This window comes from Thauera sp. (genome assembly GCF_035444905.1).
Classification (GTDB): domain Bacteria; phylum Pseudomonadota; class Gammaproteobacteria; order Burkholderiales; family Rhodocyclaceae; genus Thauera.
In genome coordinates this window covers 57,917-80,611 of the sequence record NZ_DAOMPS010000007.1, presented here as the reverse complement: position 1 = coordinate 80,611, position 22,695 = coordinate 57,917, and the positions used below count along the sequence as shown (strand labels likewise).

Genomic DNA, 22,695 nt, shown 5'->3' with positions numbered 1-22,695 from the left:
CGGGATCAGGAGCGATTGGGTAGGACTGCTGCTTTCATCCGGTGGGTTTGTCGGGCTGTGATGGGTCGGCTGGTCGATATTCTCTTGCACCCGCCGGGTCGGCCGTGTGGGCCGCCGGGCCGGCGCATTTGATCCTGCGTGTGCGCTGTGCGCATCAAAATCCAACCCGGGGGCTGGATGGGTATGTCGAAGTGGGTCTGTTGCGTTACCATCGGCGCCTTTTCGGCCTTGGATGGCGGGCAACGGTCAAGCCGGGAGCGCTCTTCAGGGCTCATTGCCAGCAGTCTGCGCACGTCCCGATGCAGATGTTTCGACCTGCATTAAATGGCGACGCGTCGCACTTGGGTGGCAGCGACCGGGTTAACCGCGCAGAAGTATATTTCATGACGACTATCGATGGCAAAGCGATCGCGGTTCGGCACGAACGCATCGATGATGCGGCGGCCGGCCAGCGCATCGACAACTACCTGCTGCGCATTGCCAAGGGCGTGCCCAAGAGTCACGTCTATCGCATCCTGCGCAGCGGCGAGGTGCGCGTGAACGGGCGCCGCGTGCAGCAGACCTACCGTCTCGTCGAAGGGGACGAGGTGCGCATTCCGCCGCTGCGTGTCGCCGAGCCGACACGCGCACGGCCGGCGCCGGCGGGGCAGCCGCTGCCGGTGGTGTACGAGGACGACGCCTTGCTGGTGATCGACAAGCCCTCGGGCAAGGCCGTGCATGGGGGCAGCGGCGTGAGCTACGGCGTGATCGAGCAGTTGCGGGCGCAGCGCCCCGAGCTGAAGATGCTCGAACTCGCCCATCGGCTCGATCGCGAGACCTCGGGCTTGCTGATCGTGGCCAAGAAGCGGTCGGCGCTCACCGCGCTGCACGACATGTTGCGCGAGGGCAAGGTCGAGAAACGCTATCTGACCCTGGTGCCGGGGCGCTGGGCCAACCCGCTGCAGCATGTCAAAGCCCCGCTGCACAAATACCTCACCGCCGAGGGCGAGCGGCGGGTGCGGGTGAGCGAGGAGGGCAAGGCGGCGCACAGCGTGATGCGGCTCGTCCGCCGCTGGCGTGCGTTCAGCCTGCTCGAGGTGGAACTCAAGACCGGGCGCACGCATCAGATCCGCGTTCATCTGGCGCACCTTGGCTTTCCGCTGTGCGGCGACGACAAGTACGGCGACTTCGCGCTCAACAAGCAGCTCGAGGGCGAGGGGCTCAAGCGCATGTTCCTGCATGCCGCGCAGCTCAGTTTCATGCACCCCATCAGCGGCGAGATGCTCGCTTTCGCGTCGCCGCTGCCGCCGGACCTGAAGGCTTTCGTCGAACACCTGGATGCTGCGGAGAAGGGGCACAAGCATGGCTGAACGATTCGAGCTCATCGTCTTCGACTGGGACGGGACGCTGATGGATTCGGCGGGCGCCATCGTGCGCGCCATGCAGGCCGCCGCACGCGACCTTGGCCTGCCGGCGCCGTCGGACGAGCGGGCGCGCTACGTGATCGGGTTGGGGCTGGCCGACGCCCTGCAGCACGCCGTGCCCGAGCTGCCCGCCGCCGACCATGCCCTCATGGTCGAGCGCTATCGCCATCACTATCTGGCTACGGATCATGAGCTGAGTCTCTTCGAGGGTGTCAAGACGCTCATCGCTGCGCTCGCCGGGCGCGGCTGCATGCTCGGCGTGGCGACCGGCAAGAGTCGCCACGGCCTCAATCGCGTGCTTCAACATACCGGTCTGGCGCCGTACTTCCACGCGACGCGTTGTGCGGACGAATGCTTTTCCAAGCCGCATCCGGCGATGCTGGAGGAGCTCATGGACGAACTCGGCGTGCTGCCCGAGCGCACGCTGATGGTCGGTGACACGACGCACGACCTGCAGATGGCGCGCAACGCACGGACCGCGGCGCTGGCGGTGAGCTTCGGCGCCCATCCACGAGCTGCGCTCGAGGCCGAGCAGCCGCTCGATTGCCTGGATTCGCCGCAGGCGCTGTCGCGCTGGCTGCTCGACGCCATCTGAGAGGCGGCCTCGATGGCGTGTTTCAGCCGAGCAGCAGGAACAGCGCAGGGCGCTTGGCGAGGGCAGGGCGGTCGGCCTTCTTCCACTCGCGCACGCTGCGCGTGTGCAGGAATTCGTTGTCGGTATTGAGTTCGCAGCCGATGCAAAGGCGCGTCTCGGGCTTGAGCAGCTTCAGCAGCGCCTCGAACATGCGCTCGTTGCGGTAGGGCGTCTCGATGAAGATCTGGGTGCGTCCGAGTCGGCGAGATTCGTCCTCGATTGCGCGCAGCGCCGTGTCGCGCTCGGTTTCGCCGACCGGCAGGTAGCCGTGGAAGCAGAAGCTCTGACCGTTGAGGCCCGAGCCCATCAGTCCGAGCAGGATCGACGAAGGGCCGACCAGGGGGATGACGCGAATGCCGAGCGCATGGGCGCGTGCCACCAGGCGTGCGCCAGGGTCGGCGACGGCCGGGCAGCCGGCATCCGACATCAGGCCGATGTCCTCGCCCCCTAGGGCCGGCGCGAGCAGGCTGTCGAGCGCGGCGGTCGAGGCTTGTTCGGTGGCCGGTGGCAGCTCGCGGATGTCGGTCTCACGCAGCGGATGCGGGTAGTCGAGTTGCTTGAGGTGCGCGCGTGCCGCGCGCGCTGTTTCGACGACGAAATGGCGCAGGCGGGCGGCGATGTGCTGTGCCTGCTCGGGAAGGAAGTTGCCCCACGGGGTCGATTCGCCGAGTGCGACCGGGACCAGGTAGAGCGCGCCAGGCGTGGTCGATCCGCCGTCGACGGGCGCGCTCACGGCAGCTCCAGTCCTTCAGCGCGCAACATGCGCGACAGCGCGATGAGCGGCAGTCCGATCAGGGCGGTCGGATCGTCGCCCGGCATGGCGTCAAGCAGGGCAATGCCGAGCCCTTCGGATTTCGCGCTGCCGGCGCAGTCGAGCGGGCGCTCCTTGGCAACGTAACGCCGGATTTCATCGTCGCTCAGCTCGCGAAAGCTCACCTGGGTGGGAACGCCTTCCACCTGGAGGTGGCCGCTGCGGGTGTTGAGCAGGGCTAGCGCGGTATGGAAGGTGATCGTCCTGCCGCGCATGCGCTGCAACTGGGAGATCGCGCGTTCCTCGGTGCCGGGTTTGCCGAAGACCTCGCCGTCGAGGTAGGCCACCTGGTCACTGCCGATGATGAGTGCATCGGGCCAGCGGCCCGCGACGGCGCGCGCCTTTTCGGCGGCGAGACGTTCGGCCGTCGCCGGCGGCGCTTCGCCGGGCAGGGGCGTCTCGTCCGTTTCGGGGCGATCGGTGTCGAAGGGGATGCAGAGCCGCTCGAGCAGCATCTTGCGATAGGCGGACGTCGAGGCGAGGACGAGCTTCATCGGGTTTCCAGGTGGTACGCGCCGGCGTGGGCGGGGCGGCTGTCCCGCATGGGCGTGTGGATGTGCGACCGGATCTGCGAGCGGCCGAGGGCATGGCGGGTGCTCGCGCTCCCGTTCTGCATGCACAGGCTTTACACAAAGGCCGAAAAAATAATATCATGCGCGGCTTATGTCGCAACAAGGCATCCCGTCCAGGCTCATCCCGGACCCTTTCAGGTTTGCCGCAGAGGCGCGCTCCATAGGGGGTGAGGTCGCTGTGGCCGATCTTTTGCGTCTGTCCGACGTGCTGGCCTCCTCCGAAGGCCAGCTTGTATGGCAGATCGAGGGGCTGATGGTGCAGGGGGCCGCCGGCATGGAGCCACGGCTCAGGTTGACGGCAAGCGGTCAGCTCGTGCTCGGATGTCAGCGCTGCCTCGGCGGCCTGCCCTGGGTACTCAAGGTCGATACCCTGCTTCATCCTGTTCGGGTCGGGCAGCCGATCGCCGAGGAGGAGCTGGAAGACGACGAGGTCGATGCGATCGAGGTCGATGGTGAGCTCGATGCGCTGGCGCTCGTCGAGGACGAGATCCTGCTGGCCTTGCCGATTGCACCGCGACACGAAAACTGTGAGTCGCCGCAGGTAGTGGGCGGCTCGACGAAAGAATCGCCTTTCGCTGCGCTGGCGTCGCTGCGAGGCAGTCCCAGCGCGAAATAGGCGCGATATTTTGCATTAGGAGTTTTTCTCATGGCCGTTCAGCAGAACAAGAAGTCCCCCTCCAAGCGTGGCATGCACCGCTCGCACGATTTCCTCACCGGCCCGGCGCTGGCTGTCGAGCCCACCACCGGTGAAGTGCACCTGCGCCACCACATCAGCCCGAACGGTTTCTATCGCGGCAAGAAGGTGCTGAAGGTCAAGGGCGAGTAATCCGCTGCCCGCAAGATCGAGGGCGGCGCACGGCGCTAGGCGCCTGCGCCGCTTTTTTTCCGACATCAATAACTGAACATCACGCGAGTTGCCGATGGGTGTCACCATTGCAATCGACTGCATGGGTGGCGATCACGGCCCGGCCGTGACCGTGCCTGCTGCGCTGTCCTTCCTGCGCAGCCACCCCGATGCGCATGCAGTCCTCGTCGGTCGCGAGGAGGCGATTGCGCCCCAGCTCGGCGCGGCGCTGACCGAGTTCGCCGGTCGCCTGCGCGTGCGACCCGCAGCCGAGGTGGTGACCATGGACGACCCGCCCGCGATCGCCATGCGCACCAAGAAAGACTCCTCGATGCGCGTGGCGATCGACCTCGTCAAGGCGGGCGAGGCCGATGCCGCGGTTTCGGCGGGCAACACGGGCGCCCTGATGGCGATCTCCCGCTTCGTCCTCAAGACCTTGCCGGGCATCGATCGCCCGGCCATTGCCACCGTCCTGCCGTCGCTGAAGGGGCATACCTATGTCCTCGACCTCGGCGCCAACGTCGATTGCACCGCCGAGCACCTGCTCCAGTTCGGCATCATGGGCGCAATGCTGGTGGCGGCGATCGAGCACAAGGATCGCCCGCTGGTCGGTCTGCTCAACATCGGCGAGGAAGCGATCAAGGGCAACGACGTGGTCAAGGAGGCGGGCGAGCTGCTGCGCGAGAGCGGGCTCAACTTCTACGGCAACGTCGAGGGCAACGACATCTACGAAGGGACGGTGGATGTGGTGGTCTGCGACGGCTTCGTCGGCAATGTGGCGCTGAAGACCTCCGAGGGCCTGGCGCAGATGCTGGGCGCCTTCCTCAAGCAGGAGTTCGGCCGCTCGCTGCTGACCAAGCTCATGGCCGTGCTGGCGTTGCCGGTGCTCAAGCGCTTCAAGAACCGGGTCGATCATCGCCTCTACAACGGCGCGCCCCTGCTAGGATTGCGCGGCGTGGTCCTCAAGAGCCATGGCTCGGCCGATGCGCTCGCCTTCGGCAATGCGCTGGCGCGAGCCGCTGAGGCGGCGTCCAACCGCTTGATCGAACGCATTTCCGACCGCATGGCGAGCATGAACGAGGTGAAGGCATGATCTACGCACGGATCGCGGGTACCGGCAGCTGCCTGCCGGGCAAGCCGGTGAGCAACGACGACCTGGTCGGTCGTGGCATCGACACCTCCGACGAGTGGATCGTCAGCCGCTCGGGGATCCGCAGTCGCCATCTCGCCAGCGCCGACGTGGGGGCGAGCGACCTCGCGCGCGAGGCGGCTGAGCGGGCGATCGAGGCAGCGGGCTGCGAGGCCGAGGACATCGACCTCATCATCGTCGCCACCTCGACCCCCGACTACATCTTTCCGAGCACCGCCGCCCTTGTGCAGTCCAAGCTCGGCATCCGCAACGGCGGCGCCGCCTTCGATGTGCAGGCCGTGTGCACCGGCTTTGTCTACGCGCTCACGGTCGCGGAAAAGTTCATCCGCTCGGGCAGCCACAAGCGCGCGCTCGTCATCGGCGCCGAGGTCTTCTCGCGCATCCTCGACTGGTCCGATCGCGCCACCTGCGTGCTGTTCGGCGATGGCGCCGGCGCGGTGGTGCTCGAGGCTTCGACCGAGCCCGGCATTCGCGCCAGTGCGCTGCACGCCGATGGCAGCCATCACCCCATACTGTGCGTGCCCGGTGGTGTCGCATCCGGTCAGGTCATCGGTGACCCCTTCCTGCGCATGGATGGCCAGGCGGTGTTCAAGTTCGCCGTCAAGGTGCTCGGTGATGTGGCGCACGAAGTGATCGAGCAGGCTGGCGTGGGGACCGACTCGGTCGACTGGCTGATTCCGCACCAGGCGAACATCCGCATCATCCAGGCCACCGCCAAGCGTCTCGGCCTGCCGATGGAGCGCGTCATCACGACGCTGGACCACCACGGCAACACCTCGGCGGCGTCCATTCCGCTGGCACTCGACGAGGCGGTGCGCAGCGGCCACATCCAGCGCGGGCAGCGCCTGGTGCTGGAGGGCGTGGGCGGCGGCTTCACCTGGGGCGCAGCCCTGATCGATTTCTGATTCCACCCATTTTTTGACAACAGCGGAGAACATCATGGCATTTGCGCTGGTTTTTCCCGGCCAGGGTTCGCAATCGGTCGGCATGATGGCGGCCTACGGTGAGTCGGCCGTGATTCGTGACACCTTCGCGGAAGCATCGGATGCGCTCGGCGAGGATCTGTGGTCGATGGTGTGCGACGGCCCGGCCGAGCGCCTGGCGCTGACGGTGAACACGCAACCGCTGATGCTGACCGCAGGCGTGGCCGCCTATCGCGCCTGGCTGGCGGCGGGCGGGCCGAAACCGGCCATGGTGGCCGGCCACAGCCTGGGTGAGTATTCCGCACTCGTCGCGGCGGGTGCGCTCGCCTTTGCCGACGCCGTGCCGCTGGTGCGCTTTCGCGCCCAGGCGATGCAGGAGGCGGTGCCCGCAGGCGAGGGCGCGATGGCTGCGGTGATGGGGCTGGAAGCCGATGCCGTGCGCGCGGCCTGTGCCGAAGCCGCGCAGGGCGAGGTCGTCGAGGCGGCCAATCTCAACGCCCCGGGCCAGATCGTGATCGCCGGCGCCAAGGCCGCGGTCGAGCGTGCGGGTGAGATCGCCAAGGCCAGGGGCGCCAAGCGGGCCGTGCTGCTGCCGGTGTCCGCCCCCTTCCATTGCGCACTCATGCGTCCTGCGGCCGAGCGCCTGGCCGAGCGTCTGGCGACGCTGACGATTTCGCGCCCGGCGATCGACGTCATCAACAATGTCGACGTCGCCGTCTATGATGAGCCAGAGAAGATTCGCGATGCGCTGGTGCGCCAGGCCTATTCGCCAGTGCGCTGGATCGAGCTGGTGCAGGCGATGGCGGGTCGTGGCATGAGCCACGTCATCGAATGCGGGCCCGGCAAGGTGCTCGCCGGCATGACCAAGCGCATCGCCAAGGACGTCGAAGGGGGCTCGGCACATGACGCCGCCAGTCTCGAGCAAGCCATTGCGGCAGTGAGGTAAGTCATGAGTTTTTCGCTTGAAGGGCAGGTTGCGCTGGTCACCGGTGCATCGCGCGGCATCGGCCGTGCGGTGGCGCTCGAACTCGGGCGCCTCGGTGCAATCGTCGTCGGCACCGCGACCTCGGAATCCGGTGCGGCCGACATCGACAAGGCGCTTGCCGACGCGGGCATCAAGGGCGCCGGCATGGCGCTCGACGTGACCGATGCCGCCGCCTGCGAGGCGCTCGTGGGCGACATCGAGAAGCGCTTCGGGGCCATCGGCGTCCTGGTGAACAACGCTGGCATCACGCGCGACAACCTGGCGATGCGCATGAAGGACGAGGAGTGGGATGCCGTCATCGACACCAACCTGCGCGCCGTCTTCCGCATGAGCAAGCTGGTCATGCGCGGCATGATGAAGGCGCGCACCGGCCGCATCATCAACATCACCTCGGTGGTCGCCAGTGCCGGCAACCCGGGCCAGGCCAACTACGCCGCGGCCAAGGCCGGCGTGGCCGGCATGACGCGGGCGCTGGCCCGCGAACTGGGCAGCCGCAACATCACGGTGAACTGCGTCGCGCCCGGCTTCATCGACACTGACATGACGCGCGCATTGCCCGAGGCGGCCCGTGACGCCCTGCTCGGCAACATCGCCCTGGGCCGGCTCGGTCGGCCGGAAGAGATTGCCGGCGCCGTTGCATTCCTTGGCTCACCTGCTGCTGCTTACGTGACGGGGACCACCCTGCATGTGAATGGCGGTATGTACATGTCCTGATCGCGGATCAGGATAGCGGTTCCGCGGCGTTTTGGTAGAATACGCCGTCTTTTTTCAATACACCTGTCACCCTCAGGAAGGAGTTGGTTCATGGAGAACATCGAACAGCGCGTCAAGAAGATCGTCGCTGAGCAACTTGGCGTGAACGAATCGGAGATCAAGACCGAGTCTTCGTTCGTCGATGATCTGGGCGCGGATTCGCTGGACACCGTGGAGCTGGTCATGGCACTCGAAGAAGAGTTCGAGTGCGAGATTCCGGACGAAGAGGCCGAGAAGATCACCACCGTCCAGCAGGCGATCGACTACGTCAACGCCCACCTCAAGAAGTAAGCATTTCCAACGCTTTCCGAGCGTCTCCTGTCCGGCCGCTGCATCCCTTCGCAGGCCCGGGCAGGTCTCCATTCTCATTCATTGATTCCAACGGAGTTGCCTGTGTCGCGTCGCAGAGTCGTCGTCACCGGTCTGGGCGTCATTTCGCCGGTCGGCAATACGGTCCCCGAGGCTTGGGAAAACGTGCTTGCCGGCAAGAGCGGCATCGGTCCGATCACCCGCTTCGATGCCAGCGGATTTGCCGCACGCATCGCCGGCGAGGTGAAGGACTTCGACGTATCGGCCTACCTGTCGCCCAAGGAAGCACGCCGCATGGATGTGTTCATCCATTACGGCATGGCGGCCGGCATCCAGGCCATCCGCGACTCCGGTATCGAGGTCAATGAAAGCAACGCCGATCGCATCGGCGTCAACATCGGCTCGGGCATCGGCGGTCTGCCGATGATCGAGGATACGCATGACGACTACCTGAAGGGCGGAGCGCGCAAGATCTCGCCCTTCTTCATCCCGGGCACGATCATCAACATGATCTCCGGCAACCTGTCGATCATGTACGGCATGAAGGGGCCCAATCTTGCCGTGGTCACCGCCTGCACCACCGGTCTCCATGCGATCGGCATGAGTGCGCGCATGATCGCGTACGGCGATGCCGACGTGATGGTGTGCGGGGGGGCGGAGTCGACGGTGACCCACCTCGCCATCGGCGGCTTCGGCTCGGCCAAGGCCTTGTCCACCCGCAACGACGATCCGGCGACCGCGAGCCGGCCGTGGGACAAGGAGCGCGACGGTTTCGTCCTCGGCGAAGGCGCCGGCGTGATGGTGCTCGAGGAGTACGAACACGCGGTCAAGCGCGGCGCCAGGATCTACGCCGAGCTGGCCGGTTTCGGCATGAGCGGCGATGCCTATCACATGACGGCGCCCGATACCGACGGCCCGCGCCGCAGCATGGTCAACGCAATGAAGGATGCGGGGGTCAACGGCGACGAGGTCCATTACCTCAACGCCCACGGCACGTCCACACCGCTCGGGGACAAGAACGAGACCGATGCCATCAAGCTCGCCTTCGGCCTGGATGTGGCGAAGACGCTGGTGGTCAATTCGACCAAGTCGATGACGGGCCACCTCCTGGGCGGCGCAGGCGGGCTGGAGTCGGTGTTCACCGTGCTTGCGATCCACAACCAGATCTCGCCCCCCACCACCAACATCTTCGACCAGGATCCGGAGTGCGACCTGGACTACTGCGCCAACGTCGCGCGACCGATGAAGATCGACGTGGCCTTGAAGAACAACTTCGGCTTCGGCGGCACGAACGGGACGCTGGTTTTCCGTCGCGTCTGAGCGCTGTCGGCATGGCAGTCCATGCACGATTCGCTGATCATTGAATTGCGCCCCTCGCGGGCCTTGCTGGCGTCAGTGCTGGTCGCTCATCTAGCGGCTGCACTGGCGCTTTTTCATGTGCCCATGCTCGGTGTCGGCGGCGTGAGCGTTGCGGCCCAGACGCCTGCCGCCGCGGCACTCATGATGGCGGTATGGGGCCTGCTGGCAGCGTCCTTGCTGCGCACCCTCGTGGTCGAGCTGGGAAAGCGCGGCATGCGCCTGGTGTTCGAGGGTGACGGCCATGTCGAGCTTTTGCTGCCCGGCCGCGACGCGCCCGTGTGGTGCGAGGTGCAGCTGGGGTCGGCGGTCGATCTCGAGTGGGGAATCTGGTTTGCGCTGGCGCCGGCGGGCGGCGACTCCTCGCGCTGGACCCCGCGCCGCAGGCGGCGGCTGATGCTGCTGCGGGGCAACCTCGACCGCGCCGCCGAGCAATCCTGGCGCAGGCTCAGGATCTGGCTGCGGCACAAGTCGGGCCGGGCTTCGGCTGCAGTTCCGACTCTGCCCTGAACGTCGCGACGGGGCGGCGGGCTTCGGCCCCGCTTCCGAGCCGGCAGCCGGCTCAGTGGGCGCTCGTCTTCGGTACGCGGCGTGGGCGCAGAATGGTGTCGCGGGCGCGCGCAAGCGTGTCGGGGAAGTCGCGCGAGTGATGCAGGCCGCGGCTTTCCTTGCGCTGGAGGGCGCAGCGCACGATCAGTTCGGCCGTGACCACGAGGTTGCGCAGCTCGATCAGGTCGTTGCTGACGCGGAAGTTGCTGTAGAACTCGTGGATCTCGCGCTCGAGCAGGCGGATGCGATGCTGCGCGCGGAGCAGGCGCTTGGTCGTGCGCACGATGCCGACGTAGTCCCACATGGCGCGGCGCAGCTCGGCCCAGTTGTGCGAGATCACCACCTCCTCGTCGGCGTCGGTCACCCGGCTCTCGTCCCAGTCCGGCAGCACGGGGGGCGCACTCTGCGGCTTCGACAGGATGTCATCGGCTGCTGCCTCGCCGAACACCAGGCATTCCAGCAGCGAGTTGCTCGCGAGGCGGTTGGCGCCGTGCAGGCCGGTAAAGGCGGATTCGCCCACGGCATAAAGGCCGGGCACGTCGGTGCGTGCCGCGAGATCGGTGACGATGCCGCCGCAGGAGTAATGTGCGGCGGGTACGACCGGAATCGGCTCGCGTGTGATGTCGATCCCCAGTTCGAGGCAGCGCGCGTAGATGTTGGGGAAGTGTCCGCGCAACCAGTCGGCCGGCTTGTGGCTGATGTCGAGGTAGACGCAGTCGAGGCCGCGCTTCTTCATCTCGAAGTCGATCGCGCGCGCGACGATGTCGCGTGGGGCAAGCTCCTCGCGCGCATCATGCTCGGGCATGAAGCGCGAACCGTCGGGTAGCCGCAGCAGGCCGCCCTCGCCGCGGACCGCCTCGGAAATCAGGAAGGACTTGGCCTGCGGATGGTAGAGGCAGGTGGGATGGAACTGGATGAACTCCATGTTGCCGACCCGGCAGCCCGCCCGCCAGGCCATGGCCACGCCGTCGCCGGTGGCTACGTCCGGATTGGTGGTGTAGAGGTACACCTTGCCCGTGCCGCCGGTGGCGAGCACGGTGTTGCGCGCGGCAAAGGTGACCACCTCGTCGGCGGCAATGTCGAGCACGTAGGCACCCAGGCAGCCGGCACCGGGCTGCCCCACCTTGTCGCCGATGACGAGATCGACCGCGATGTGGTGCTCATAGACATCGATGTTGGGATGGCTGCGAACCTGCGCGCCCAGCGTGGTCTGCACGGCCGCGCCTGTGGCGTCGGCGGCATGGATGATGCGGCGGTGGGAGTGACCGCCCTCGCGCGTGAGGTGGTAGCCAAGCTGCGAGTCGGCCTCGCGGGTGAAGGGGACGCCGCGGTCGATCAGCCATTCGATGGCGCGTTTGCCGTTTTCCACCACCAGACGGGTGGAACGCGGATTGCATAAGCCGGCGCCGGCGACAAAGGTGTCCTGGATGTGCGCTTCGATGCTGTCGGTCGTATCCAGGACCGCAGCAATCCCGCCTTGTGCCCAGTTGCTCGCGCTGTCGGATAACTCGCGCTTGGTCACGAGTGCAACGCGCAGCCTGTCGGCCAGCCGAAGCGCCATGGATTGGCCGGCCGTGCCGCTGCCAAGAATGAGTACGTCGTACTGTTTCAGCAAGATGTCGCTCGGGCTCGTGGGAAGGCCGAAAATATAGCACGCGTGGTGACGCCCCGCCCCTGTCCCGCCTTGCATCGCAGGAAGACGCCGACCTTGAAGCTCGGCGCCAAAGACCACGGCGTTGGCTGAACTATTTTCTGGGCCCCCTGTCTGTTTGGGTGTCTTCGATTTGTGCTGAACCTGAACGCGGTCGCTTATAATCCGGACGTTTTGTCATTCGAATATCCGGAAGAAACCATACCCCATGAGCGATCGTGAGCTCGATCAGCAACTCGTCGAGCGCGTACAGCGCGGCGACAAACAGGCGTTCGGCTTGCTGGTCTCGAAGTACCAGCGCAAGCTTAATCGTCTGCTGTCCAGGCTGATCCGCGATTCCGCCGAAGTCGAGGATGTGGCGCAGGAGACCTTCATCAAGGCCTACCGTGCGCTGGGTTCCTTTCGCGGAGATAGTGCGTTCTACACCTGGCTTTATCGCATCGGCATCAACACGGCGAAGAACTACCTTGTCTCCCAAGGACGCAGGGCGCCGACCTCGACCAGTTTCGACTCGGAAGAGGCGGAGACTTTCGAAGACGGTGATCAGTTGCGCGACATCAACACGCCCGAGCGGCTGATGATGACGCGGCAGATTGGTGAGACCGTCGAGGATGCGATGGCTGACCTTCCCGAGGAGTTGAGGACCGCCATCATGTTGCGCGAGCTGGAGGGGCTGAGCTACGAAGAGATCGCCAACATCATGGAATGCCCGATTGGTACGGTGCGCTCGCGAATCTTTCGTGCGCGTGAAGCAATTGCAGAACGTCTGCGGCCCTTGCTCGATACGGCCCCGGACAAACGTTGGTAGGTGGCAAACATGAAGGACAAATTGTCGGCGCTGCTCGATGGAGATCTGGAAGAACAGGCGACCCGCCCTGTTTTCGAGCGCCTTCGAAGCGATGCCGAACTGAGGCGGCAGTGGGATGCCTACTGCGTGATCGGGGACGCCCTTCGCGGCGATCGGCATGGGTCGAACGACTTCGTTGCGCGCGTGATGGCGGGTCTCGACGACGAGCCGACGCTGCTCGCCCCCAAGGCCGCCGCTCGCAGCGGCGTCCGACAGACCGTGTGGCAATCGCTGATGCCGATCGCGGCGTCGGTGATGGGGGTGGCGGCCGTCGGGCTCGTCGCCGCAACTCTTTATTCGCAGGACGAGCCGGCGTCTCCGCGCCTGGCTGTCGCGTCGCCTGCGGTGCAGGTTGTCAGCGCGCCGGTCGAGCGGGCGCCCCTGCTGCCGGTCGCGAATGATCCGCATCGCGAGTACGTCTTCGCCCATCAGGGACTGAGTGGTGGCGGTCCGCTGCCGGCAGGCGTGCAATACGTCCGCACCGTTTCCGAACAACGTCAGGGTGTGGGTCGATGAGGTTTTTCTCTGCAGTGCTGGGGCTGTGCGCCTTGCTGGCGCATGCCCCCGCGTATGCCGAGGCGCCTTCGGATCCACTGTCCTGGCTCGGCCGGATCGCCTCTGCAAGTCAGCGGCTCAATTACGTCGGCACGTTTGTGTATCAGTCCGGTGACCACGTCGAGACCTCGCGCATCGCGCATCGGGTGGACGCCAGCGGTGAGTACGAGCGTCTCGAGGTGCTTGACGGCAGCCCGCGGGAGATCATCCGTCGCGGCAACGAAGTGCGTTGTGTGCTGCCTGATGAACGGACCGTGATCATCGACCAGGCGAGCGGGCGGCGGGCTTTCCCAGCGCGCCTGCCGGCCTCGCTCAACGGCCTTGCCGAAAGCTACCGCATTCGTAAGGGCGAAGTGGGGCGGGTGGCCGGCTACGAGGCTCAGGCGGTGGTGCTCGAGCCGCGTGATGACCTGCGCTATGGCCACACCCTCTGGGCCGAGATGCAGAGCGGCCTGCTGTTGAAATCCCGCACCGTCGACGAGCATGGCGGACTGATCGAGCAGTTCAGCTTCAGCGACCTGCGCATCGGTGGCGACGTCGGCATGGACCTGCTCGAGTCGCGCTTCACGCCGGATGACGATTGGCGCATGGTCAATGCGCGGGGCAACGACATGCCCAGGAGCGAGATCGGCTGGGGGCTGGCTCAGGCCTTGCCGGGCTACAGCCTCAGTTCGGTGATGCGTCGTCCCCTCGGTCGGGACCGAGGGCAGGCCGTGCATATGGTCTTCAGTGACGGGCTGGCGGCAATCTCGGTGTTCATCGAGCCCATCGGCGACGGCTCCAGCGTCGGCCTCGGGCCGGTATCGAACGGAGCAATCAACATCTACAAGCGCACCGTCAACGGCCACTTGGTGACTGCGCTCGGCGAGGCGCCGGAGCGGGCGGTTCGTCTCATCGGTGACAACATCCAGGCGGTCCAGCAGTGATGCAGGCGCGCGCCCAGGTGCTGCGTGTCGAGGGCGGGCAGGTCTGGCTCAAGGTCGCCGACGTCGGCGGCGGTTGTGGGCGTTGCGACGAACCGGGCGGTTGCCGTTCGCTCCAGCTGACGCAGGCCTTCGGTGCGCCGCGAGGCGAATTCGTACTGCCGCTGAGCGTGCCGGTGCAGGTGGGTGACCGGGTGCTGATCAGCATTCCCGATGGTGCACCGCTCAGCGCGGCGCTGGCCAGTTACGGGCTGGCGACCGTGCTGCTGGTGCTGGGGGCAGCGATCGGCAACGGGTTTGCCGGCTCAGGCGAGGGCGACTTGTTTGCCGTGGTCGGGGCAGGAGCGGGCCTGGCCGTGGCCTGGATGCTGAATCGGCTGCTGGCGCGCAGCCGCAACTGGCGTTACCGCTTGCGCATGGAGCTGGCGCCGGCGGCCGGCTGCGTACACGCCCTGCAGGAATCGAGATGAGCCGCTGCTGCTCGCGCGTGACGGCGCTCAGGCCGCGTTGTGTCGCCTTTTGCGCGCAGACCGTGTGGGTTGCGGCCTTGCTGTTGCTCCTTTCACTGTGGTCGGGCGTCGCGCGCAGCGCGAGCGTGGTCTTGCCCGATTTCACCGAGCTCGTTGCCCGCCAGGGCGCGGCGGTGGTGAATATCAGTACCACCCAGGTGCGCAAGCCGCCCGCCAGGTTGCCCTTCCAGATCCCGGAACTGGATGAGTCGGACCCGATGTTCGACTTCTTCCGCAAGTTCATTCCTCGCATCCCCGAGGCCCCGGGCGCCGATCCGGACAATCAGTCGCTCGGTTCGGGCTTCATCATCAGCGCGGACGGCTACATCCTCACCAATGCGCATGTCGTCGAGGAGGCCGAGGAGATCCTCGTGCGGCTCGCCGACAAGCGCGAGTTCAATGCGGTCGTGATCGGTGCCGACGCGCGCAGCGACGTCGCCCTGATCCGCATCGAGGCGAGCGACCTGCCGCACGTGGTGCTGGGTGACCCCGATCAGCTCAAGGTGGGCGAGTGGGTGCTCGCCATCGGTTCGCCCTTCGGCTTCGAGCAGTCGGTGACCGCCGGTATCGTCAGCGCCAAGGGGCGCAGTCTGCCCGACGAGAACTTCGTTCCCTTCATCCAGACCGATGTCGCGATCAATCCGGGCAACTCGGGCGGGCCGCTCTTCAACCTGCGCGGCGAGGTCGTGGGCATCAACTCGCAGATCTACAGCCGCACCGGTGGCTTCATGGGGCTGTCCTTCTCGATCCCGATCGATGTGGCGATGGACGTGCAGAACCAGCTGCGCACCAAGGGGCGCGTGCAGCGTGGCCGCATCGGTGTCTCCATCCAGGAGATCACCCGCGATCTGGCGGACAGTTTTGGTCTGCCGCGTGCCGCGGGTGCGCTGGTGAGCGCGGTCGAGCCCGACAGCCCGGCGGCGGATGGCGGGATCGAGCAGGGCGACGTGATCGTGCGCTTCAATGCGCGCGCGATCGAGAGCTCGGCCGACCTGCCGCGCATCGTTGCGGCGGTCCAGCCCGGAAGCGAGGTCGATGTCGAGATCTATCGCGATGGCGAGGCACGCCGCCTGCAGATCACCGTCGGTGAATGGGAGGACCCGGAAGCCGAACCGCTGGCCAGCAGCGCGTCAAGCACAGGGGCGGCCCCTAATCGACTGGGGCTGGAGCTGGCCTTGCCGACTCCGGTGCAGCGTCGCGAACGTGGAATCGACCACGGCCTGGTGGTTCTGCGTGCGCAGGGCGCGGCGGCGCGCGCCGAGATCGTGCCCGGCGACGTGGTGCTGGCGATGGTCGTTGCCGGGCGACAGGTGCAACTCGCCAGGACCGAGGACTTCGAGGGCATGGTGACGACGCTCGAGCCTGGCCAGCAGGTCACGCTCCTGGTGCAGCGCGGCGAGATCAGCTCCTACGTCAGCCTGCGGGCGGCAAAATGAGCGCGGTCGCCGAGCCCAGGGTGTTTACCGTCATGAGCAGGGAGTGGTGCCACCTCTGCCATGAACTCATTGCTGCGCTGGGGCCGATCGCCAGCGAGTTCGGGTGGTCGATCGAGGTCTTCGATGTCGATCAGGATCCGGCGCTGGAGGCGCGCTGGGACGAGTTGGTGCCGGTGCTGTTGCACGGCGAGCACGAACTCTGCCACTACCATCTTGACGAAGCGGTGGTACGCGCTTATTGCCGTGGTTTTCCGCTAGAATCACGGGCTTGACGACGCCAACCATTCCGAAAACGGGTGCTGCAAGGCACCCTTTTCGTTTCGCATGAACCATATCCGCAACTTCTCCATCATTGCCCATATCGACCACGGTAAATCGACCCTGGCCGATCGACTCATCCACTTCTGCGGCGGCCTGTCCGAACGCGAGATGGAGGCGCAAGTGCTCGACTCGATGGACATCGAGCGCGAGCGCGGCATCACCATCAAGGCGCAGACCGCCGCCTTGCACTACAAGGCGAAGGACGGGCAGGTCTACAACCTGAACCTGATCGACACGCCGGGACACGTCGACTTTTCCTACGAGGTGAGCCGCTCGCTTGCCGCCTGCGAGGGCGCGCTGCTGGTGGTCGATGCGTCCCAGGGGGTCGAGGCGCAGACGGTGGCCAACTGCTACACCGCGCTCGATCTCGATGTCGAGGTGGTGCCGGTGCTCAACAAGATCGACCTGCCCGCCGCTGATCCCGAGAACGCGCGCAGCGAGATCGAGGACGTGATCGGCGTGGACGCGTCGGAAGCCATCCTGTGCTCGGCCAAGACCGGCCTGGGCGTGGAGGACGTGCTCGAGGCCATCGTTGCCCGCATCCCGCCGCCCAAGGGTGAGCCCGAAGGGCCGCTGAAGGCGCTGATCATCGATTCGTGGTTCGACAACTACGTCGGCGTGGTGATGCTGGTGCGGGTGGTCGACGGCGTGCTCAAGCCCAAGGACCGCATCCTGCTGATGTCGAACGGGGCGCAGTATCCGTGCGACCAGGTCGGCGTATTCACGCCGCGCTCGCTGGCGCGCGAGCAATTGCGTGCCGGCGAGGTGGGCTTCATCATCGCCGGCATCAAGGAGATCGAAGCCGCCAAGGTCGGCGATACGGTGACCCTTGCCAACCGCCCCGCGGCCGAGCCGCTGCCCGGTTTCAAGGAGATCAAGCCGCAGGTGTTCGCCGGCCTGTATCCGGTCGAATCCTCTGAATACGACCAGCTGCGCGACTCGCTCGAGAAGCTGCGCCTGAACGATGCCTCGCTGCAGTTCGAGCCCGAGGTGTCTCAGGCGCTCGGCTTCGGCTTCCGCTGCGGCTTCCTCGGCCTGCTGCACATGGACATCGTGCAGGAGCGCCTCGAGCGCGAGTTCGACATGGATCTCATCACCACCGCGCCGACGGTGGTGTACGAGGTCGTGCTCAACGACGGCAGCATCATCCGCATCGAGAACCCGGCCAAGCTGCCTGAGCCCGGCAAGTACCAGGAGATCCGCGAGCCGATCATCACTGCCACCATCTTCCTGCCGCAGGACTACGTCGGCCCGGTGATCACGCTGTGCAACCAGAAGCGCGGCAACCAGATCGACATGCGCTACCACGGCCGCCAGGTGCAGCTGATCTACGAGCTGCCGATGAACGAAGTGGTGATGGACTTCTTCGACAAGCTCAAGTCGGTGTCGCGCGGCTACGCCTCGCTCGATTACGACTTCAAGGAATATCGTACGGCCGACCTCGTCAAGCTCGACCTGATGGTCGGCGGTGAGAAGGTCGATGCGCTGTCGGTGATCGTGCACCGCGCCAGTGCGCAGTACCGCGGCCGCGAGCTGGCGAGCAAGCTGCGTGGCCTGATTCCGCGCCAGATGTTCGACGTGCCGGTGCAGGCCGCGATTGGCGCTCACATCATCGCGCGCGAGACGATCAAGGCCTTGCGCAAGAACGTGCTCGCCAAGTGCTACGGCGGCGACATCAGCCGCAAGAAGAAGCTGCTCGAGAAGCAGAAGGAAGGCAAGAAGCGCATGAAGCAGGTGGGCAACGTCGAGATCCCGCAGGAAGCCTTCCTCGCCGTGCTGCGGACCGACGAAGGCAAGTGACGACAGCCGCATGAATTTCGCCCTGGTTCTTTTCCTGCTCCTGGTCGCCACCGGCGCGCTGTGGTTCCTCGACCGTTTCCATGCCCGCAAGCTGCGCCCGGCCAACGCCCCGGCGCCGTGGTGGGTGGAATACGGTGCGAGCTTCTTTCCGGTGATCCTGATCGTCTTCGGCCTGCGCTCCTTCGTCGTCGAGCCGTTCAAGATCCCGTCCGGCTCGATGATTCCGACCCTGCTGGTCGGCGACTTCATCCTGGTCAACAAGTGGACCTATGGCATCCGGCTGCCGGTGATCAATCACAAGATCATCGACGTCAACGAGCCGCAGCGCGGCGAAGTCATGGTGTTCCGCTACCCGGCGGATCCCTCGCTGGACTACATCAAGCGCGTGGTAGGCCTGCCCGGCGATCGGGTGGAATACCTCAACAAGCGTCTGCGCATCAATGGCGAGGTCGTCGCCATCGAGGAGTCGGGCACCTATCTGCATCCCGACCGGCTGTACTACTCGCCGCAGTACACCGAGAAGCTGGGCGAGGTCGAGCACTCGGTGCTGATCGAGCGTGACGCACCGGCCTTCGTGCCGCAGGTGCTCAACTTCCCCGGTCGTGAAAACTGCACCTACACAAGCGCGGGCGTGAGTTGTACGGTTCCGGCCAATCACTACTTCGTCCTCGGCGACAACCGGGACGCCAGCAGCGACAGCAGGGTGTGGGGCTTCGTGCCCGAGGAGAACATCGTCGGCCGGGCCTTCTTCATCTGGTTCAACTTCAGTGACATGAAGCGGATCGGCAGCTTCCACTGATCCAGGAGTGACAATCGTGCGCATGAAAACCCAAAGCGGTCTGAGCCTGCTGGGCGTGCTGGTCGTCGGCGCCCTGGCGTCCTTCGTGCTGATCATCGGTTTCCGCACCGTGCCCGTGTTCACCGAGTACATGGCGGTCAAGCGCATCATGAATGTGCTTGCCGACGAGTCCGACAAGGGCGCGACCCTGGTCGAGGTGCGCCGCAGCTTCGACACCCGGCGCCAGATCGACGACGTGTCGAGCGTGACAGGTGCCGACCTGATCATCAACAAGACCGGCCCGCGCACGGTGATCGAGGCGCGTTATGAGCGCACCGTGCCGCTGGTCGCAAACGTCAGCCTGCTCTTCGACCTCAATCCGAGCAGCGCGGAACAGTGAGTCGATGACGGCCGATCGACTCCAGGCCAGCCTTGGGCATGTGTTCGCCGATGCGAGACTGCTCGAGGAGGCGCTGACCCACCGCAGCTTCGGCCAGCCGAACAACGAACGCTTCGAGTTTCTTGGCGACAGCATCCTCAACTGCGTGATGTCGATCGCGCTGTTCGAGCGCTTCGGCGAGCTGCGCGAGGGCGAACTCTCGCGCGTGCGTGCCTCGCTTGTGCGTCAGGATGCGCTGTATCGCATCGCGCTCGGCCTGCAACTCGGTGACTGCCTGCGCCTGGGCGAAGGTGAGCTCAAGTCCGGCGGCAACCGCCGCCCCTCGATCCTCGCCGATGCGGTTGAAGCCCTGTTTGCCGCCGTCTTCCTCGATGCGGGCTTCGCCCGGGCCAAGGAGGTCATCGACCGCCTGTACGCGCCGCTGCTCGCCGAGGTGGATCCGCGCAAGCCGAGCAAGGATCCGAAGACGGCCTTGCAGGAGTGGCTGCAGGCGCGCAGGATTGCGGTGCCAACGTACTCGATGGTGCAGGTGCTGGGCGAGGCCCACGCGCAGGAGTTCGAGGTGGCCTGCGAGATCCCGAAAATGGGCGTGCGCACCCTGGGGCGCGGCCCGTCCCGGCGCATCGCCGAACAGCAGTCGGCCGAGCTTGCGCTGGCCGCCCTGAGGAAGACATGAACGAACTGCCCCCCAATGCCGCTGCGCCGGCCACTGCCGCGCCCGCTGGCGAGGACTATCGCGCCGGCTTCGTTGCCATCGTCGGTCGCCCCAACGTCGGCAAGTCGACCCTGCTCAACCGCCTGATCGGGCAGAAGATCAGCATTGTCTCCAGCAAGGCGCAGACCACCCGCCACCGCGTCACCGGGATCCTGACCGAGCCTGGCGCCCAGTTCGTCTTCGTCGACACGCCGGGCTTCCAGACCCACCACCGGAATGCGCTCAACCGCTCGATGAACCGCACCGTGTCTCAGGTGCTGGCCGATGTCGATCTGGTGTTCTTCGTCATCGAGGCGGGTCGCTTCAGCGAGGACGACCGCAAGGTGTTGGCGGTGATTCCGGAGTCGTCGAAGGTGATCCTGGTCATCAACAAGGTCGACCAGCTGAAGGACAAGTCACGTCTGCTGCCCTTCATCGACCAGGTGCGCCAGGTGCGCGACTTCACCGAGATCGTGCCGCTGTCGGCCGAGAAGGGGCGCAACGTCGACGAGCTGATCAAGACCGCGACGCCGCTGCTGCCGGTGGGCACGCCGATGTTCGAGGAGGACGAGATCACCGACCGCAGCGAACGCTTCCTGGCCTCCGAATTCCTGCGCGAGAAGCTCTTCCGCCTGCTCGGTGACGAGTTGCCCTACGGTATTGCGGTCGAGATCGAGAAGTTCGAGCTCGAGGGCAACCTGCGGCGCATCCACGCGGCGGTGGTCGTGGACAAGCCGGGCCACAAGGCCATGGTGATCGGTCGCGGCGGCGAGAAGCTCAAACGCATTTCCAGCGAGGCCCGCGTCGAGCTCGAGAGGCTCTTCGACGGCAAGGTCTTCCTCGAGGTCTGGGTCAAGGTCAAGAGCGGCTGGGCCGACGACGAGCGTGCGTTGAAGAGCCTCGGCTACGAGTAAGCCCGCGGGCGAGCCATGGCCGGCCCCAAGCAGCGCGTCGAGCAGCAGCCCGCGTGGGTGCTGCACACCCACCCCTGGCGCGAGACCAGCCTGATCGTCGAGGCCTGGTCGCGCGACCATGGACGCATCGCGCTGGTCGCCAAGGGCGCGCGGCGGCCGCATTCCCAGATGCGTGGCGTGCTGATGGCCTTTCAGCCCTTGTCGATGGACTGGTCCGGCGGCGGCGAGGTGAAGACCCTGGCCCGCGCGGAATGGCTGGGCGGGCAGCCCTTGCTCACCGGGCGTGCGCTGATCTGCGGCTATTACCTCAACGAGCTGCTGGTGCGCCTGACCGCGCGCGAGGACCCGCATCCGCAGCTGTTCTCGGCCTATGCCGAGGCAGTGCGGGCGCTGGGCCGCGGCGAATCGGAGTCGCCCATCCTGCGCCGTTTCGAACTTGCCCTGTTGCAGGAGCTCGGCTATGAAGCCGGGCTCGCCATCGAAGCGGACGGCGGCAACGCGGTGCGGCCCGAGGGGCGCTACCTTTATATAATCGAACGCGGTCCGGTGCGGCTGGAGACGCTCGAGCAAGAAGGGGCGACGGTGGATGCGGCCGCGCTCGGCGACCAGCCGCTGCTGTCCGGGCAGACCCTGCTCGACATGGCGGCCGACGATTTTTCGCGCGCAGAGACGCTGGCCCAGTCCAAGCAGCTGCTGCGCATGCTGATCAACCACACCCTGGGCGGCCAGCCGCTGCAGTCGCGCCGGGTGTTGAAGGAATTGCAGGAGCTCTGATGATCGAACTCGGCGTCAATATCGACCACGTCGCCACGCTGCGCCAGGCGCGCCGCACCTGGGAGCCCGACCCGGTGTGGGCCGCGGTGGAAGCGCACCTGGGCGGTGCCGACGGCATCACCATCCACCTGCGCGAGGATCGCCGCCACATCAACGACGAGGACGTGCGCCGGCTCGCCGAACTCACCCAGGTCAAGCTCAACCTCGAGATGGCCGCCACCGACGAGATGGTCGCCATCGCCTGCCGCACGCGTCCGCAGATGGCGATGCTGGTGCCCGAGGGCCGCCACGAGATCACCACCGAGGGCGGCCTCGACGTGCTGTCGCAGGAGGCGAGGCTGAAGGACGTCATCGCCCGCCTGGCCGACGCCGGCATCGTCACCAGCGTCTTCATCGACGCCGAGCCCGAGCAGATCGAAGCCGCGGCGCGCATCGGCGCACGCGTGTGCGAGATCCACACCGGCCCCTACGCCCACGCTTTCCACGCCGCCGGCCGTGACGCCGAGGCCCCGGCCGTGGTGGCCGAGGTGGACAAGATCCGCCTCGCCGGCGAAGCGGTGCGCCGGCTCGGCATGCGCTTCAACGCCGGCCACGCACTCAACTACTACAACGTGCAGCCGGTCGCCCGCCTGCACGGCATCCGCGAGCTGCACATCGGCCATGCCATCGTCAGCCGCGCGGTCTTCGTCGGCCTGCGCGCCGCGGTGGCCGAGATGAAGCGCCTGATGCGCGAAGCGGCGCAGACGGCCTGACGAGCGTGCAAGGAACGCAGGCGATGAACGGCCGCCAGGGAGCGGGGCAGGG

At 66.2% G+C, this 22,695-nt stretch carries 27 protein-coding genes; 24 read left to right on the top strand and 3 right to left on the bottom strand.

The genetic code is table 11. The features are described 5' to 3' along the window. Positions 1–383 precede the first annotated feature (383 nt). Together PLC66_RS05280 and PLC66_RS05275 are read left to right on the top strand one after the other, a co-directional pair. Positions 384–1,349 carry an RluA family pseudouridine synthase gene (locus PLC66_RS05280; protein WP_324538193.1) on the top strand — a complete coding sequence of 322 codons (966 nt, stop codon included), beginning with the start codon at positions 384–386 and terminating at the stop codon, positions 1,347–1,349. Beyond that, entirely contained in the window at positions 1,342–1,998 is a 657-nt protein-coding gene (locus PLC66_RS05275) for an HAD-IA family hydrolase (protein WP_324538192.1), read from the top strand. The genes PLC66_RS05280 and PLC66_RS05275 overlap by 8 nt, the downstream gene beginning before the upstream one ends. A 22-nt stretch (positions 1,999–2,020) precedes the next feature. Here PLC66_RS05275 and PLC66_RS05270 read toward each other — a convergent pair whose 3' ends face one another. Continuing rightward, positions 2,021–2,770 (bottom strand): SAM-dependent methyltransferase, encoded by a 750-nt coding sequence (locus PLC66_RS05270; protein WP_324538191.1) that lies wholly within the window; start codon positions 2,768–2,770, stop codon positions 2,021–2,023. Continuing rightward, positions 2,767–3,342, bottom strand: a complete 576-nt coding sequence (locus PLC66_RS05265) for a Maf family protein (protein ID WP_324538190.1) — start codon at positions 3,340–3,342, stop codon at positions 2,767–2,769. Before PLC66_RS05265 ends, PLC66_RS05270 begins: the two co-directional genes overlap by 4 nt. Positions 3,343–3,511: 169 nt before the next feature. Between PLC66_RS05265 and PLC66_RS05260 the strand changes: the two genes are divergently transcribed. The 9 genes from PLC66_RS05260 (at position 3,512) to PLC66_RS05220 (ending at position 10,250) form a co-directional block, all read left to right on the top strand. Next, positions 3,512–4,036 (top strand): YceD family protein, encoded by a 525-nt coding sequence (locus PLC66_RS05260; RefSeq protein ID WP_324538189.1) that lies wholly within the window; start codon positions 3,512–3,514, stop codon positions 4,034–4,036. A 30-nt stretch (positions 4,037–4,066) separates the two neighbouring features. Beyond that, on the top strand, positions 4,067–4,246 hold the full coding sequence (rpmF, locus tag PLC66_RS05255; RefSeq protein ID WP_324538188.1) for a 50S ribosomal protein L32: 180 nt from the start codon (positions 4,067–4,069) through the stop codon (positions 4,244–4,246). Positions 4,247–4,340: 94 nt separating this feature from the next. Next, positions 4,341–5,357 (top strand): phosphate acyltransferase PlsX, encoded by a 1,017-nt coding sequence (gene plsX / locus PLC66_RS05250; RefSeq protein ID WP_324538187.1) that lies wholly within the window; start codon positions 4,341–4,343, stop codon positions 5,355–5,357. Beyond that, entirely contained in the window at positions 5,354–6,319 is a 966-nt protein-coding gene (locus PLC66_RS05245) for a beta-ketoacyl-ACP synthase III (protein WP_324538186.1), read from the top strand. Before plsX ends, PLC66_RS05245 begins: the two co-directional genes overlap by 4 nt. A 34-nt stretch (positions 6,320–6,353) precedes the next feature. Then, the gene (gene fabD / locus PLC66_RS05240; RefSeq protein WP_324538185.1) at positions 6,354–7,283 is read left to right on the top strand and encodes an ACP S-malonyltransferase; all 930 of its coding nucleotides are present in this window, start codon (positions 6,354–6,356) and stop codon (positions 7,281–7,283) included. Between the two features lie 3 nt (positions 7,284–7,286). Further along, positions 7,287–8,036, top strand: a complete 750-nt coding sequence (fabG, locus tag PLC66_RS05235) for a 3-oxoacyl-ACP reductase FabG (RefSeq protein WP_324538184.1) — start codon at positions 7,287–7,289, stop codon at positions 8,034–8,036. A 90-nt stretch (positions 8,037–8,126) separates the two neighbouring features. Next, the gene (gene acpP / locus PLC66_RS05230; RefSeq protein WP_002930040.1) at positions 8,127–8,366 is read left to right on the top strand and encodes an acyl carrier protein; all 240 of its coding nucleotides are present in this window, start codon (positions 8,127–8,129) and stop codon (positions 8,364–8,366) included. Between the two features lie 102 nt (positions 8,367–8,468). Further along, a complete protein-coding gene (fabF, locus tag PLC66_RS05225; protein ID WP_324538183.1) occupies positions 8,469–9,704 on the top strand; it encodes a beta-ketoacyl-ACP synthase II in 1,236 nt (411 codons plus the stop codon). A 21-nt stretch (positions 9,705–9,725) separates the two neighbouring features. Beyond that, the gene (locus tag PLC66_RS05220; RefSeq protein WP_324538182.1) at positions 9,726–10,250 is read left to right on the top strand and encodes a protein YgfX; all 525 of its coding nucleotides are present in this window, start codon (positions 9,726–9,728) and stop codon (positions 10,248–10,250) included. A gap of 52 nt (positions 10,251–10,302) precedes the next feature. Here PLC66_RS05220 and nadB read toward each other — a convergent pair whose 3' ends face one another. After that, positions 10,303–11,904: an L-aspartate oxidase gene (gene nadB / locus PLC66_RS05215; RefSeq protein WP_324538181.1), complete on the bottom strand. Its 1,602-nt coding sequence runs from the start codon at positions 11,902–11,904 to the stop codon at positions 10,303–10,305. Positions 11,905–12,148: 244 nt separating this feature from the next. Here nadB and rpoE point away from each other — a divergent pair, with 244 nt between their 5' ends. Genes rpoE through PLC66_RS05150 form a run of 13 tightly spaced genes read left to right on the top strand, consistent with a single transcriptional unit; the run spans position 12,149 to position 22,643 of the window. Further along, a complete protein-coding gene (gene rpoE / locus PLC66_RS05210) occupies positions 12,149–12,748 on the top strand; it encodes an RNA polymerase sigma factor RpoE (protein WP_324538180.1) in 600 nt (199 codons plus the stop codon). A 9-nt stretch (positions 12,749–12,757) separates the two neighbouring features. Further along, positions 12,758–13,303 (top strand): sigma-E factor negative regulatory protein, encoded by a 546-nt coding sequence (locus tag PLC66_RS05205; protein WP_324538179.1) that lies wholly within the window; start codon positions 12,758–12,760, stop codon positions 13,301–13,303. Next, positions 13,300–14,268 carry a MucB/RseB C-terminal domain-containing protein gene (locus tag PLC66_RS05200; protein ID WP_324538178.1) on the top strand — a complete coding sequence of 323 codons (969 nt, stop codon included), beginning with the start codon at positions 13,300–13,302 and terminating at the stop codon, positions 14,266–14,268. Before PLC66_RS05205 ends, PLC66_RS05200 begins: the two co-directional genes overlap by 4 nt. Next, positions 14,268–14,735, top strand: a complete 468-nt coding sequence (locus PLC66_RS05195) for a SoxR reducing system RseC family protein (RefSeq protein ID WP_324538243.1) — start codon at positions 14,268–14,270, stop codon at positions 14,733–14,735. The genes PLC66_RS05200 and PLC66_RS05195 overlap by 1 nt, the downstream gene beginning before the upstream one ends. Further along, positions 14,732–16,210 (top strand): Do family serine endopeptidase, encoded by a 1,479-nt coding sequence (locus PLC66_RS05190; RefSeq protein WP_324538177.1) that lies wholly within the window; start codon positions 14,732–14,734, stop codon positions 16,208–16,210. The genes PLC66_RS05195 and PLC66_RS05190 overlap by 4 nt, the downstream gene beginning before the upstream one ends. A 32-nt stretch (positions 16,211–16,242) precedes the next feature. Further along, positions 16,243–16,482 (top strand): glutaredoxin family protein, encoded by a 240-nt coding sequence (locus PLC66_RS05185; protein WP_503012181.1) that lies wholly within the window; start codon positions 16,243–16,245, stop codon positions 16,480–16,482. Positions 16,483–16,534: 52 nt separating this feature from the next. Further along, on the top strand, positions 16,535–18,331 hold the full coding sequence (lepA, locus tag PLC66_RS05180; RefSeq protein WP_324538175.1) for a translation elongation factor 4: 1,797 nt from the start codon (positions 16,535–16,537) through the stop codon (positions 18,329–18,331). A gap of 10 nt (positions 18,332–18,341) precedes the next feature. Next, complete coding sequence (gene lepB / locus PLC66_RS05175) at positions 18,342–19,130, top strand: signal peptidase I (protein ID WP_324538174.1); 789 nt, start codon at positions 18,342–18,344, stop codon at positions 19,128–19,130. Positions 19,131–19,152: 22 nt separating this feature from the next. After that, a complete protein-coding gene (locus tag PLC66_RS05170; protein WP_416163143.1) occupies positions 19,153–19,509 on the top strand; it encodes a DUF4845 domain-containing protein in 357 nt (118 codons plus the stop codon). Positions 19,510–19,513: 4 nt separating this feature from the next. After that, complete coding sequence (gene rnc, locus PLC66_RS05165) at positions 19,514–20,185, top strand: ribonuclease III (protein ID WP_324538172.1); 672 nt, start codon at positions 19,514–19,516, stop codon at positions 20,183–20,185. After that, positions 20,182–21,117, top strand: a complete 936-nt coding sequence (gene era, locus PLC66_RS05160) for a GTPase Era (RefSeq protein WP_324538171.1) — start codon at positions 20,182–20,184, stop codon at positions 21,115–21,117. The genes rnc and era overlap by 4 nt, the downstream gene beginning before the upstream one ends. Before the next feature lie 15 nt (positions 21,118–21,132). Then, positions 21,133–21,891 carry a DNA repair protein RecO gene (recO, locus tag PLC66_RS05155; RefSeq protein ID WP_324538170.1) on the top strand — a complete coding sequence of 253 codons (759 nt, stop codon included), beginning with the start codon at positions 21,133–21,135 and terminating at the stop codon, positions 21,889–21,891. Then, positions 21,891–22,643: a pyridoxine 5'-phosphate synthase gene (locus tag PLC66_RS05150; protein WP_324538169.1), complete on the top strand. Its 753-nt coding sequence runs from the start codon at positions 21,891–21,893 to the stop codon at positions 22,641–22,643. The genes recO and PLC66_RS05150 overlap by 1 nt, the downstream gene beginning before the upstream one ends. The last annotated feature ends 52 nt before the right edge of the window (positions 22,644–22,695 follow it).